We start from the raw sequence: 12,806 nt of genomic DNA, 5'->3' as shown, positions 1-12,806 counted from the left end.
AACGGCCCGCCCGCCCGGCCCGTCTGACGGTGCAATGTGGTGGGTTTATGCTGTCGGGGATTACCTTCGCGTGCTGGCCCATTGTTTCACGAAGCCGGGATAACGCAATGAACCGTCGCCAGTTTCTCGCCTCCACCACTGCCGCGATTTTGACCAAGAGAGCGCAGGCGCAGGATGCCCAGACGCCGTTCCGGGTGAAATATTTCAACGTCGACGCCGGGACCGGCCTGCACGATGTCACGCCGGCGCCCGATGGCACCGTCTGGTTCACGGGCCAGCGCAGCGGTGCGCTGGGCCGGCTCAATCCGCGCGACAGTGCGTTCAAGCTGGTCAGCCTCGGCAAGGGTGCGGCCCCGCACGGCGTCACGATCGGCCCCGACGGCGCGCCATGGGTAACCGAGGGCGGGCAGAATGCGATCGCCCGCGTCGACCCCGGCGACCACAAGGTGACGCTGTTCCGCCTGCCTGAGAAAGCCGCTGACGCCAATCTCAATACCGGCGTGTTCGACAAGCGCGGCGTCTACTGGTTCACCGGCCAGTCCGGCTTCTACGGCCGGCTCGATCCGAAATCCGGTGAGATGAAGGTGTTCGAGGCACCGCGCGGCGTCGGCCCCTACGGCATCACCGTGACCCCAAACGGCGACATCTGGTACGCCTCGCTTGCCGGCAGCTATATCGCACGGATTGACCCTGCGACCGGCAACGCCAGCGTGGTCCAACCGCCGACGCCGAAACAGGGCGCGCGACGGGTGTGGTCGGATTCGCGGGGGCGGATCTGGGTCAGCGAATGGAACAGCGGCAACGTGTCGGTGCACGATCCCGCCGACGGGACGTGGAGGGCCTGGAAGCTGCCCGGCAGCAATCCACGGACCTATGCCGTCTATGTCGACGACAAGGACAAGGTCTGGCTCACCGATTTCTCGGCCAACGCGATCATGCGCTTCGATCCGGTGGGCGCGACCTTCAACGCCTTTCCGAGCGACCGCGCCGGCGCGAATGTCCGGCAACTCGATGGCCGGCCCGGCGAGGTCTGGGGCTGTGAATCCGGCCAAGACCGCTTGGTCCTGATCCAGACGGCGGCGCCCGCGTAGCACCCTGCCCCCGCACGCGGACGGTTGACGAACCGCCCGCTTCCGTTCATTTCGGCCGCTCCCACAAGGATGAGGCCCATGGCGAAGAAAACCCTGCAACTCGGCCGTGCCGTCGCTTGGCCGGATAGCCCGGACAAGGCGGTGCTCGACCGCGTCCCCAATCCGCAGGCCGGCACGGATTATCTGGTGCGCTTCGCTATCCCGGAATTCACCTCGGTCTGCCCGATCACCGGCCAGCCGGACTTCGCCCATCTGGTGCTCGACTATGTGCCGGGCCGGTGGCTCCTGGAATCTAAGTCGCTGAAACTCTATGCGGCGAGCTTCCGCAATCACGGCGCCTTCCACGAGGATTGCACCGTCATGATCGGGAAGCGCATCGTCGGGGAAATCAAGCCGAAATGGCTGCGGATCGGCGGTTACTGGTATCCGCGGGGCGGCATTCCGATCGACGTGTTCTTCCAGACCGGCCGGCTGCCGAAGGGCATCTGGGTTCCCGATCAGGGCGTCGCGCCCTATCGAGGCCGGGGCTGATCCGGCGTCTCAATAGGCGCTCAGCAGATCGACCTTGGCATTGGCGAGGATGAGGCGGCGCGCCAGCAGTGCGGAAAGATTGCGCATGATCTTCATCGAAATCTGCGGGTGGAGTTGACGATAGTCGGCAAAGCTGTCGATCGGTAGCTCGAGACATTTGACCGGCGTGTCCGCCCAGACGTCGGCGCTGCGGTGGCTCTCGATGATCGCCATCTCGCCGAACTCCATCCCCGGCCCGAGCGAGGCAAGCCGCACGCCGCTCGGCAGCTTCACGCTCACCATCCCGCTTTGCAGGAAGAACAACGAATTGGCCGGCTCGCCGGCCACGACGATGCGCTGGCCGGCGTCGTAGCGGCGCGGCGTCGAGAGTTCGGCGAGCGCAGCGATCTCCTCGGGCGCGAGATCGGCCAACAGCGCCTGCTCGCCGAGATGGGCGGTCTCCTTGGTCTCGGTGAAGCCGCCATAGCGGTAGATCAGTTGATCCTCGGCCCATTCAACGGCGTCGTCGAGCAGCGGAAAATGCCGCAACCGCTTCGGCTCTTCGATCTGCGCGCGGATCGTGGCCCAGACCGACGACGTCGTCTCGACACCGGAGATGATCGTCGTGACACCGGAATTTCCGAGCGTGGCGATTTTCTCAGCCAGCAGCTGGGCGCCGGCTGCCGTGATGTCGGGCACGCGGTGGAAATCTAGGATCAGCAGCGGCGCGCCGGGCGGCTCGCTGGACAGCCGGCGAGTGACGTAGTCGATCGACGCGAAGTTGAGCGCCCCCACCAGCTCGATGACGCGGGTGTCGCTGTGGCGGTCATCGAGGATCTGCTGTTCGTGCGGCTGGCGGCTGCGGCGGGAGGTGATGCCGAAGATGTCGTAGTCGGCGATGATGCAGGTGCGGACGTCGCCGCTGCGGTTGAGCATATGCAGATCAAATCGCGCCGACAGCGCCTCACAAACCTTCAGGCCTCGCACGCTGTTGAAGTGCCCATCGAGCAGCGGCGAAAAGGTGCCGAGCCCCAATTGCGACGGGAGCGCTGCGACGATGCCGCCGCCGACCCCACTCTTGGCGGGCATTCCGACGCGATAGATCCACTCGCCGGCATAGTCGTACATGCCCGAGCTCGTCATCACCGACAGCGTGCGCGCGACGACATGCGGCGTCACCACCTGGACGCCGGTGACCGGATTGACGCCGCGATTGGCGAGCGTTGCGGCCATCACCGCGAGGTCGCGCGCGGTGACGAGAATTGCGCATTGCCGGAAATAGATATCGAGCACGGCATCGACGCCGTCCTGTAGCACGAGGTAGTTGCGCAGCAGCCAGGCGATCGCGCGATTGCGGTTGCCGGTCGCCGTCTCCGACGCATGGACCGCGTCGTCGACGTCGAGTTCGCGGCCGGCAAACTGGCCGAGCTTGTCCCGGATGCGCTCGAATGCGGCGCGGCCATCGACCTCGTGGATCAGCCCGGAGCAGGCAATCGCGCCGGCGTCGACCATCGGATTGAACGGCTTGTTGTCGTTGGTCAGCCGGATCGAGTTGAATGCCTCACCGCTCGGCTCGACGCCGATCGCCGACGCGACGCGCGCTTCGCCGACGAGATCGAGGGCCAGCGCAAACACGAACGCCTTCGAAACGGACTGGATGGTGAAAGGAGCGGCGCTGTCGCCGACTTCGTAGACATGGCCATCGATGGTGACGAGGCTGATGCCGAAATGCGCCGGGTTGGCCCGTTTCAGCTCCGGAATGTAGTCGGCGAGCGCGCCGGAATTGTCCGATTTGAATTCTTGGTGGCAGGAGGCCAGAAAACGCTGAAGTGGAGGCTCGGTGCCATATCCCGTTGTCCTGACGTCCGCATTCCCTCGAATAGGCCAGCCAGTCTGGACGTCCACGCTCTCACCTCAAATGGCGAGAAATAAGCAATCCTCATGCCATGCGCGGTCGTCCGAACGCTGCCGCGAATGCGTCATCCTGACGCTGCACCCCGCTTCCCTGCATGTTGTGTCTGCCACCGCCGGTGAGCCCGTGGACGCCTAGGTTGTCTGCGCATCGGCGGGCCTGGTCTGACGCAGAAACCGCGCGCAGATAAAGCCGAGCACGACCATCACGGCGGCGGCTGACACCAACGTCGCGGTCTTGCCGACGTGTTGCAGGCCGAAGCCATAGGCGATCGGGCCGACGGTCTGGCCCATGAAAAAGAAGAACGAGTGCAGCGACAGCGCGGTGGCGCGCGCCTCGACCGACAGCTCGCTGGCGAACACCTGCAGGCAGCCGTGGATCATGTAGAAGCCGAGGCCCATCACCAGGAGGCCCGCCATCTGCAGCTTCCAGTGCGGCCCGAAGGCGACCCCGACCAGTTGAATCGCAACCAGTGTCGCGCCAACGATCATCATCCCCCTCACCCCGATCCACGGCAGCAGGCGCGATACCGTCAGCGTGTAGAGCAATCCGCCGATCGCAAATCCCGCGATCACGATGCCGGCGATCGACAGCGAGGTCTCGCCGAGCTCGAACAGGAACGAGGCGATGAAGGGAAACAGCCCGAGCACGCAGCAGCCTTCGATGAAGACTGCCGAATAGCAGATGCGGGCGTTCGGATTGGTGAAGATGGTACGATAGCCGTGGCGCAGCGCCTTCAGGCTGGTGCGCGGCGGACGGTTCAGCGCAGCGCCGCGGAAGCCGGCTGCAACCGCCAGCGCGACGATAATCACGAGGCCGCCGAGCACCGCGAGCACGCCGCGCCAGCCGAGGAAGTCGCCGATCAGGCCGGATGCCGTCGCACCGAGCAGATTGCCGGTCATCGAGCCCGCCAGGGTTCGCCCGATCGCGAGCTGCCGCTTGTCCGGGCCAACCAGATCGCTGGTCAGCGACAGCGCCACCGGAAACACGCCGCCCGAGCCGATGCCAGAGAGGATGCGGGTCACGAACAGCATCGGAAACGAGGTCGAGAGCGCGCCGAGGATGTTGGCAACGCCGAGCAGTCCGAGGCAGATCGTCATCAGCCGCGCCTTGCCGAACAAATCGGCAGCGGCGCCGATCGCCGGCTGCACCGCGGCAAAGGTGAAGGCGAACACCGCGGCGAAGCTCGCGGCGGTCGCTATGCTGACGCCGAAGTCATCAGCGACATGCGGCAGCACCGGATCAAGCGCACGCACCGACAGGCTCGCCGCGAAGGTCGCCAGCGTGATCACGTTGAGGGCCGGCGGCATGCCGCTGGTTGCGGTCATGTCGTTGTCCGCCGGTCAGGCCGCCGTCTTCGCCAGCGCGTCGAACTGCATCAGCCGCTTGACGAGGGCCTCGAAGTCGCGGAGCGGCACCATGTTGGGGCCGTCCGACGGCGCATGATCCGGATCGGGATGAGTCTCGATGAACACGCCGGCGACGCCGACCGCGACCGCGGCCCGCGCCAGCACCGGCACGAATTCACGCTCGCCGCCCGACGAGGTGCCCTTGCCGCCCGGCTGCTGCACCGAATGGGTGGCGTCGAAGATCACAGGCGCGCCGGTGGTGCGCGACAAGATCGGCAGCGCGCGCATGTCCGAGACCAGCGTGTTGTAGCCGAACGATGCACCGCGCTCGGTGACCAGCACATTGGCGTTGCCGGCGCCGGTGATCTTGCTGACCACATTGGCCATGTCCCACGGCGCCAGGAACTGGCCCTTCTTGACATTGACGACCTTGCCGGTCGCGGCCGCAGCCAGCAACAGATCGGTCTGCCGGCACAGGAAGGCCGGGATCTGCAGCACGTCGACCGCCTGCGCCACGTCGGCGCACTGGGTCGCCTCATGCACGTCGGTCAGCACCGGCAGCCCGAGCGAAGACCGGATCTCGGCGAAGATCGGCAGCGCCTGCGCCAATCCGATGCCGCGCGCCGCGGTCGCGCTGGTGCGGTTCGCCTTGTCGAACGAGGTCTTGTACACCAGACCGACCTTGAGCCGGACCGCGATCTCCTTCAGCGCGGACGCCACCTCAAGCGCATGCGCGCGGCTCTCGAGCTGGCACGGACCGGCGATGATCGAAATCGGCAAGGCATTGCCGAATTTGGCCGATCCGACGGCAACGATCGGCGCGGCGGCTTGCGCGGAAACCTGATTGGTCAAAATGCTGCATCCTTTTGCCGGCGACCATGCAGTCCCGCGCGGGACGGATCAAGCCATCCCGCACGATGAGGGGGTTGCGCTGACGCCGTGGGTGCGCCGTGCTAACACAATCCCGCCCAAACAGCGCCTATAAACTGGCGCGGAACAGATTCCCATGAGGAAGCCATGCGCATCCCGCTGATGATCGGAGCCGTCGCCGCCATGTCGGCGATGTCGGGCCTCGCCTATGGCCAGACCAGCACCCAGCCCGGGGTCGTCACCAGCGGAGCCACCGGCGTCACCGTCAATGGCAAGCCGGCGGCGCGCAGCGGCGATACCACCAGCAATGGCGGCCCGCTCGTCGAGGGCGTGCCCAACGTCCTGATCAACGGCAAGCCGGCGGTGGTCATGGGCGATCGCACGCATTGCGGCGGCAAGACGACCTCCGGCAGCCACGGCGTCTTCATCAACGGCAAGCCGATGGTGACCCAGGGCGATCAGACCTCGGGCTGCCCGCAATAGCGTCGCTGCAACTTTCCCTCCCCAAGGGACCGAGAAAAGATGCCTCCCCGTCATTGCGAGGAGCTCGCGACAAAATTGCGAAGCAATTTTGCGCTGAAGCGACGCAGCAATCGATCGCTCCGCATATGTGGTGCCAATGGATTGCTTCGCTTGCAATGACGGGAACATGGCCGCAGCGGGCGTCACTTGACCGACGAAAACGCCGTCGGCACCAGAAGCTGGTTGACGATGTTGAGGACGATCTGGCCGTCCTCCTCGGTCTTGGCGCGCGCGGTGATCCACTCCGGATCGGTCTGGAACGCGGTCCACTTCTTCTCGCGCTCGGCGAGCGATTCCCAGGCCAGCAGATAGGTCAGCTCCTGGTTGGATTCCCCGACCAGCGTCGTGAAGAAGCCGGCCTGCCTGATGCCATGCTTGTCCCAGAGCTTCAGCGTGATGGTCTCGAAGCGCTTGAGCAGCGCCGGCAGCCGTCCCGGCAGGCAGCGATAGACGCGGGTCTCGTAGATCATTGGCAGTCCTCCCAGATTGGTGTGCGGGCGGTTATAGCCAGCGCCTTCCGGACTGTCTTGAGGGGGTGACAACATGGCACCCCTGCTCGCGACGGGCGGCCATTTCCGCAATGTTGTTGCAATGTTACTTGCCCTAAAACCTGCCTTCAGGAGTTGGACCACAAGGACATGCGGATACTGCTGGTTGAGGACGAGGCCGAAATGGCGGCGGCGCTGTCGCAGGCGCTGAAGGGCTACGACATGGTGGTCGACCACGTCCCGAACCTTGCCGAGGCCGAGGAAGCGATCTGTGCCGACGTGCATGGCGCGGTCCTGCTCGACCGCCAGCTTCCGGACGGCGACGGCCTCACGCTGATCCCGAAGCTGCGCGCCAAGGCCGACGGCGTGCCGATCATCGTGCTGACCGCGCGCGGCGATCTCACCGACCGCATCACGGGCCTCGACAGCGGCGCCGACGACTATCTGGCCAAGCCGTTCGCGGTCGAGGAGCTGATGGCGCGGCTGCGCGCCGTGCTGCGCCGCCCCGCCGGCCTGCAGCTCGAGATCATCAGGGCCGGCCGCGTGGCGTTCGATTGCGGCCATCGCGAGGCCAGTGTCGACGGCTGCCCACTTGAGCTGCCGCGGCGCGAGCTGCTGGTGCTGGAGACGCTGCTGCGCCGCATGGGCCGCACCGTGCTGCGCGCGACGCTGGAGGAGGCCGTCTACAATTTCGAGGACGAGATCCAGTCCAACGCGCTCGATGCGCACGTCTCGCGTCTCAGGCGCAAGCTTGCCGACGCCAACGCCGGCGTCGAGATCCACAGCATCCGCGGCGTCGGCTATCTCTTGAAGCAAACGTCATGAGCGAACAGGCCGAGCACTATTGCCTGCGCTCGCAACTGAGCTGGCGGCTGGTGACGCTCCAGGCGCTGCTGCTTGCCATGCTGATCGTTTGCCTGATCAGCGCGTTGTGTGCCACCGGCTTCCTGATCGTTCCACGCGATGAGGATCATGTGATTTCCATCGTGCAGGGCGCGGTCGCACGCGACGGCAAGGGCGAGTTGATTTTGCGCCCGACGGCCGAACTGCAAAAGCTTCGTGACGACACGCCCGACCTCTGGTTCCTGGTGCGCGACCGGCATGGCCGTTCGCTGACGGAAGGCGCGGTGCCGCCGGAATTTGCCAGGATCGGTGACGCACTCGACCAGATCAGCCAGGCGCGGCTCGGCTGGCAGATGTTCGAGGATGATCCGCGCAAGCCGCCGGCGCGGCTGAAGCGCGTCAATTCCGACGCCGGCCCCGTGCAGGTGCTCACAGCGACGCAAGGGCCAATGTCGAGCGTCAAGACCGCGCTCGCCACGACGCTGGCATTCCTCGCCATTGCCCTGCCCGGCCTTTTCCTGATGGCATGCGCCACCTTCATCGCGACGCCGATGGTGGTGAAGCGCGCCTTCGCCGGTCTCGATACCACCGCCGACGAAGCGCGCCGGATCGATTTCCGCCAGCGCGGCAGCCGACTGTCGGCGGACCATCTGCCGCTCGAGGTAGCGCCGCTGGTGACCGCCATCAACGATGCGCTGAAACGGCTCGACGATGGCTATTCCCGGCACCAGCGATTCGTCGCCGACGCGGCGCATGAATTGCGCACGCCGATCGCGATCCTCAACACGCGGCTGGAGTCGCTGCCGCCAGGTCCGGAGAAAACCCGCCTGCTCGAGGATTCGGCGCGGCTTGCGACATTGGCCGAGCAACTGCTCGACATCCAGCGCTTCGACCAGTGCCGCAATCCGTTCGTCCGCGTTGATCTCGTCGCGGTCGCCCGCAATGTCGCGGCCGACCTCGCGCCGCTCGCGATCGCGGCCGGCTACGAGCTGTCGCTCGATACCGCAACCGATCGCGTCGAGATCTTGGGCGATCGCGCCGCGCTGGAGCGCGCGCTCACCAATCTGGTGCAGAACGCCATCCAGCATGGCGGCCGCCGCGGCACCATCACCATCCATGTCGGCAGTGCCGCGACCATCGACGTATCGGATGAAGGCGACGGCATTCCCCAGGACCAGCGCACCCGGATCTTCGATCCGTTCTATCGGCTCGCGCCGCTCGACCGCGGCGCCGGACTCGGCCTCAACATGGTGCGCGAGATCGCAAGGCTGCACGGCGGTCACGTCTCCGTGCTCGACGGTCCGAAGGGCGGCGCGTGCTTCCGCCTCACGTTACCGCCGGCGCCGTTCGCGTCGTGATGCCAAAGCGTTTTCGAGCGAAGCCTGTCCCGCACTCGATGCGGGATGGGCACCGGTTCGCGTGAAGGAAACGCGTCAAAACTAGAGTCGAGAGCCCCGTTCCGATTCAATCGGAACGGCGCTCTCGCGCAATGTTCTCGCAATGCAGCTCCCGCAAACAAGGCGTCACGCTTCGCATCTGAGTCGAAGCGCCGCGACACTTTGCTGGGAATCCCAATGTCACATGATCTGCTGTCTTTCTTCACGGCGTGGATGGCGGCCCCCGGCCGCGTCGGCGCCATCGCGCCGTCGGGCGCCGCGCTCGCCGAACTGATCACGCGCGACATCAGCGCCGACACCGGCCCGGTGCTCGAGCTCGGTCCGGGCACGGGCGCGTTCACCTATCAGCTGTTGAAGCGCGGCGTGCGCCAGCAGGATCTTACGCTGATCGAATACGGCTCGGATTTCATGCGGCTGTTGCAGCTGCGCTTTCCCGGCGCGCGCGTGCTGTGGATGGACGCGGCGCGCCTCGCCTCGGAGCGGCTCTACGATGGCGCGCCGGTCGGCGCCGTCGTCAGCGGACTGCCGCTGCTCAACATGTCGCCGCGCAAGGTCATCTCGATCGTCGGCGGCGCGTTCAGCTATCTACGTCCCGGCGGCGCGTTCTATCAATTCACCTACGGCATGCGCTGTCCGGTGCCGCGGCCGATCCTCGACCGGCTCGGCCTGCGCGCCACGCTGGTCGATCGCGCCATCCTCAACGTGCCGCCGGCCGCGGTCTACCGGCTGACGCGACGCCCGCAATACAAGCTGATGACGCGCGACGGCACGCCGGCGGCTGGTGCAAACGTTTCACCGATCAAGAAGGAACGCCGGACCAGCGAGGACTGCGCCGTGTAGCGGCGCAGCTGACGGCCGCTCAGTTAAACCAGCCGGCTCTGCTTGGCTGCCGCCTCGATGAACGACGCGAAGAGGGGATGCGGTTCAAAGGGCCGCGATTTCAGCTCGGGATGGAACTGGACGCCGATGAACCAGGGATGGTCCTCGTACTCCACGATCTCCGGCAGCACGCCATCGGGCGACATGCCGGAGAAGCGCAGGCCGTGCTGCTCGAGGCGGTCCTTGTAGGCGGTGTTGACCTCGTAGCGATGGCGGTGCCGCTCGGAGATCTCGGTCGCGCCGCCATAGACCTGCGAGACGCGGCTGCCGCGGTTGAGCGCCGCGGGATAGGCCCCGAGCCGCATCGTGCCGCCGAGATCGCCGCTCTGCGAGCGCTTCTCGAGCTCGTTGCCGCGCAGCCATTCCGTCATCAGGCCGACCAGCGGCTCCTTGGTCGGGCCGAACTCGGTCGAGTTGGCGTCCTCGATGCCGACCAGATTGCGCGCCGCCTCGATCACCGCCATCTGCATGCCGAAGCAGATGCCGAAATACGGCACGTCACGCTCGCGCGCGAACTGCGCCGCGCGGATCTTGCCCTCGGCGCCGCGCTGGCCGAAGCCGCCGGGCACCAGGATGCCGTTGACGTGCTCGAGGAACGGCGCCGGGTCCTCGTTCTCGAACACCTCGCTCTCGATCCAATCGAGATTGACCTTCACCTTGTTGGCGATGCCACCGTGCGACAGCGCCTCGATCAGCGATTTGTAGGCGTCCTTCATGCCGGTGTATTTGCCGACGATGGCGATCGTCACCGCACCTTCCGGATTGCGGACGCGCTCGTTGATGACGTGCCAGCTCTGCAGCGCCGGCGGAATCTTCGCGGTGATGCCGAACGCGGCCAGCACCTCATCGTCGAGGCCGGCGGCGTGATAGGCCTCCGGCACGGCGTAAATGTTGTCGACGTCGCGCGCCTCGATCACGGCGCTCTCGCGCACGTTGCAGAACAGGCCGAGCTTGCGCCGCTCCTCCTTGGGAATTTCGCGATCGGTGCGGCACAGCAGGATGTCCGGCTGGATGCCGATCGAGCGCAGCTCCTTCACCGAGTGCTGCGTCGGCTTTGTCTTGAGTTCGCCGGCACTTGGAATGTACGGCAGAAGCGTCAGGTGAATGTAGACCGCGTGATCGCGCGGCAGCTCGTTCTTGAGCTGGCGGATCGCCTCGAAGAACGGCAGGCCCTCGATGTCGCCGACGGTACCGCCGATCTCGACCAGCACGAAATCGAACTCGTCGTTACCCGACAGCACGAATTCCTTGATCGCATTGGTGACGTGCGGAACCACCTGGATGGTGGCGCCGAGATAATCGCCGCGGCGCTCCTTGGTGATGATGTCCTGGTAGATTCGCCCGGTCGTGATGTTGTCGGCCTTGGTGGCCGGACGACCGGTGAAGCGCTCGTAATGGCCGAGATCGAGATCGGTCTCGGCGCCGTCGTCGGTCACGAACACTTCGCCGTGCTGATACGGCGACATCGTTCCGGGATCGAGGTTGAGATAGGGATCGAGCTTGCGAAGGCGGACTTTGTAGCCCCTGGCCTGCAGCAGAGCGCCGAGCGCCGCTGAAGCCAGACCCTTGCCGAGCGAGGAGACCACGCCGCCGGTGATGAATATGTACCGCGCCATGGGACTTTACCTTTAATCCGACTCCGGCGATTCGCAAAACGAATCGGCTGTTCCCGGCAAACAATTCGCCGGGCTGTGGGTTGCATCAAACTGGAAGCGATTTCAGAGCATTGATGGGGGTTTCTGATGCAGGATGCCAGCGGGGCATCCTGCATGGCCACCCCGCTTTATTGCGACCGTGGCGCCTGCGGGCCGCTCGGGGCCTGCTGCCCCTGCTGCTCGTCGGCCTTCTTCAGCGAATCGAGGATGCCGCCCGAGGTCGGCGCGTTCATCGGCGTGCCGCCGGCCGGCTGCGTCTGCGCCGGCGCGCCGGTGCTGACGATCGAGCTCGGCTTGCGGTCGTAGCCTGCGTACCAGGACAGGAACAGGCTGGTGATGAAGAAGCCCACCGCGAGGATCGCCGTAGTCCGCGTCAGCAAATTGGCGGTGCCGCGGCTCGACATGAAGCCGGCGCCGCCACCCATGCCAAGGCCACCGCCTTCGGATTTCTGCAACAGCACGGCGCCGATCATGACGGCGACAATCATGAGGTGGACAATGATAACGACAGTCTGCATCGCAAGCCTTCGTCACAAGCCGCCAAGCGGCCAGACAAACGGCGCTATCGGCTCTACGGTTTTCGTGAAGTCGCGCCCTGTTACACGATTGCACCGGGCATTGTCACCCCCGAGATAGTCGCACTGTCGACGATCACAAGCGGCGCCGATGGCGGCCCGGCCGGGCCTTGCCGGGAACCGGCAATTTCTACTATAGTAGACAAATGGATACTTTAGTAGAAGATCTGAGCCAGCGCCTGGCGCAGCGGATCAGGCTCGAGCGCGATGGCCGGGGCTGGTCGCTGGCCGACCTCGCCGAACGCGCTGGCGTCTCGAAGGCCACGATCAGCAAGATCGAGCGCGCCGAGGTCAGCCCGACCGCGGTCGTGCTGGTGCGCCTCGCCTCGGCTTTCGATCTCACCCTGGCCGGCCTGATGTTGCGCGCCGAAGGCCAGGGCGAACGGCTGTCGCGCGCCGCCGCGCAACCGGTCTGGCGCGATCCGGAAACCGGCTATCTACGCCGCCAGGTGTTCAGCCGTCCCGACCATCCGGTCGAACTGGTGCGGGTCGAGCTGCCGCCGAAGCAGACCGTGACCCTGCCCGCCTCCTCCTACGCGCATATCCGCCAACTGGTCTGGGTGCTCAGCGGCAGCCTCGTCATCACCGAAGGCGGCGCACGCCATTTGCTCGGCGCCGGTGATTGCCTCGGATTCGGCCCGCCGGCAGAGACGACCTTCGCCAACGAGACCAACGCCTCCTGCACCTATGTGGTCGCCCTGGCCCGGAGCTGATG

Annotated in this window: 13 protein-coding genes; 7 read left to right on the top strand and 6 right to left on the bottom strand. The window is 65.8% G+C overall.

Annotated elements, in window-relative coordinates; translation table 11 throughout:
- Positions 1-107: 107 nt before the first annotated feature.
- Both Q2M23_RS03520 and queF read left to right on the top strand, forming a co-directional pair.
- Positions 108-1,091 (top strand): lyase, encoded by a 984-nt coding sequence (locus Q2M23_RS03520; protein WP_076825463.1) that lies wholly within the window; start codon positions 108-110, stop codon positions 1,089-1,091.
- Between the two features lie 69 nt (positions 1,092-1,160).
- The gene (gene queF, locus Q2M23_RS03515; RefSeq protein ID WP_210262590.1) at positions 1,161-1,622 is read left to right on the top strand and encodes a preQ(1) synthase; all 462 of its coding nucleotides are present in this window, start codon (positions 1,161-1,163) and stop codon (positions 1,620-1,622) included.
- Positions 1,623-1,631: 9 nt separating this feature from the next.
- On the opposite strand, the gene glsA is transcribed toward queF, so the two are convergent.
- From glsA to kdsA, 3 genes are all read right to left on the bottom strand, one after another.
- Positions 1,632-3,482, bottom strand: a complete 1,851-nt coding sequence (gene glsA / locus Q2M23_RS03510) for a glutaminase A (RefSeq protein WP_316394377.1) — start codon at positions 3,480-3,482, stop codon at positions 1,632-1,634.
- A 165-nt stretch (positions 3,483-3,647) separates the two neighbouring features.
- Positions 3,648-4,841, bottom strand: coding sequence for an MFS transporter (locus tag Q2M23_RS03505; protein ID WP_076825459.1), 1,194 nt, complete (start codon positions 4,839-4,841; stop codon positions 3,648-3,650).
- A 15-nt stretch (positions 4,842-4,856) separates the two neighbouring features.
- The gene (gene kdsA / locus Q2M23_RS03500; protein ID WP_076825457.1) at positions 4,857-5,714 is read right to left on the bottom strand and encodes a 3-deoxy-8-phosphooctulonate synthase; all 858 of its coding nucleotides are present in this window, start codon (positions 5,712-5,714) and stop codon (positions 4,857-4,859) included.
- Between the two features lie 165 nt (positions 5,715-5,879).
- On the opposite strand from kdsA, the gene Q2M23_RS03495 reads away from it, so the two are divergent.
- Complete coding sequence (locus Q2M23_RS03495) at positions 5,880-6,215, top strand: PAAR domain-containing protein (RefSeq protein WP_076825455.1); 336 nt, start codon at positions 5,880-5,882, stop codon at positions 6,213-6,215.
- A gap of 182 nt (positions 6,216-6,397) precedes the next feature.
- Here Q2M23_RS03495 and Q2M23_RS03490 read toward each other — a convergent pair whose 3' ends face one another.
- The gene (locus Q2M23_RS03490) at positions 6,398-6,724 is read right to left on the bottom strand and encodes an NIPSNAP family protein (RefSeq protein WP_018271819.1); all 327 of its coding nucleotides are present in this window, start codon (positions 6,722-6,724) and stop codon (positions 6,398-6,400) included.
- Positions 6,725-6,892: 168 nt separating this feature from the next.
- On the opposite strand from Q2M23_RS03490, the gene Q2M23_RS03485 reads away from it, so the two are divergent.
- The 3 genes from Q2M23_RS03485 (at position 6,893) to Q2M23_RS03475 (ending at position 9,822) form a co-directional block, all read left to right on the top strand.
- Positions 6,893-7,567 (top strand): response regulator transcription factor, encoded by a 675-nt coding sequence (locus Q2M23_RS03485; protein ID WP_316394226.1) that lies wholly within the window; start codon positions 6,893-6,895, stop codon positions 7,565-7,567.
- Positions 7,564-8,943 carry a sensor histidine kinase gene (locus Q2M23_RS03480; RefSeq protein WP_076825451.1) on the top strand — a complete coding sequence of 460 codons (1,380 nt, stop codon included), beginning with the start codon at positions 7,564-7,566 and terminating at the stop codon, positions 8,941-8,943. The genes Q2M23_RS03485 and Q2M23_RS03480 overlap by 4 nt, the downstream gene beginning before the upstream one ends.
- Before the next feature lie 216 nt (positions 8,944-9,159).
- Positions 9,160-9,822, top strand: a complete 663-nt coding sequence (locus tag Q2M23_RS03475; RefSeq protein ID WP_057016525.1) for a class I SAM-dependent methyltransferase — start codon at positions 9,160-9,162, stop codon at positions 9,820-9,822.
- Positions 9,823-9,845: 23 nt separating this feature from the next.
- On the opposite strand, the gene Q2M23_RS03470 is transcribed toward Q2M23_RS03475, so the two are convergent.
- Both Q2M23_RS03470 and secG read right to left on the bottom strand, forming a co-directional pair.
- Complete coding sequence (locus tag Q2M23_RS03470; RefSeq protein WP_057016524.1) at positions 9,846-11,477, bottom strand: CTP synthase; 1,632 nt, start codon at positions 11,475-11,477, stop codon at positions 9,846-9,848.
- Between the two features lie 167 nt (positions 11,478-11,644).
- Positions 11,645-12,034, bottom strand: coding sequence for a preprotein translocase subunit SecG (gene secG / locus Q2M23_RS03465; RefSeq protein WP_316394221.1), 390 nt, complete (start codon positions 12,032-12,034; stop codon positions 11,645-11,647).
- Positions 12,035-12,237: 203 nt separating this feature from the next.
- On the opposite strand from secG, the gene Q2M23_RS03460 reads away from it, so the two are divergent.
- Entirely contained in the window at positions 12,238-12,804 is a 567-nt protein-coding gene (locus Q2M23_RS03460; protein ID WP_076825450.1) for a helix-turn-helix domain-containing protein, read from the top strand.
- Positions 12,805-12,806 lie beyond the last annotated feature (2 nt).

Source organism: Bradyrhizobium sp. 33ap4, assembly GCF_032654765.1.
GTDB classification, from domain to species: domain Bacteria; phylum Pseudomonadota; class Alphaproteobacteria; order Rhizobiales; family Xanthobacteraceae; genus Bradyrhizobium; species Bradyrhizobium australafricanum.
Note: the sequence above shows the minus strand (reverse complement) of the source record. Positions and strands in the feature narration are given on the sequence as shown.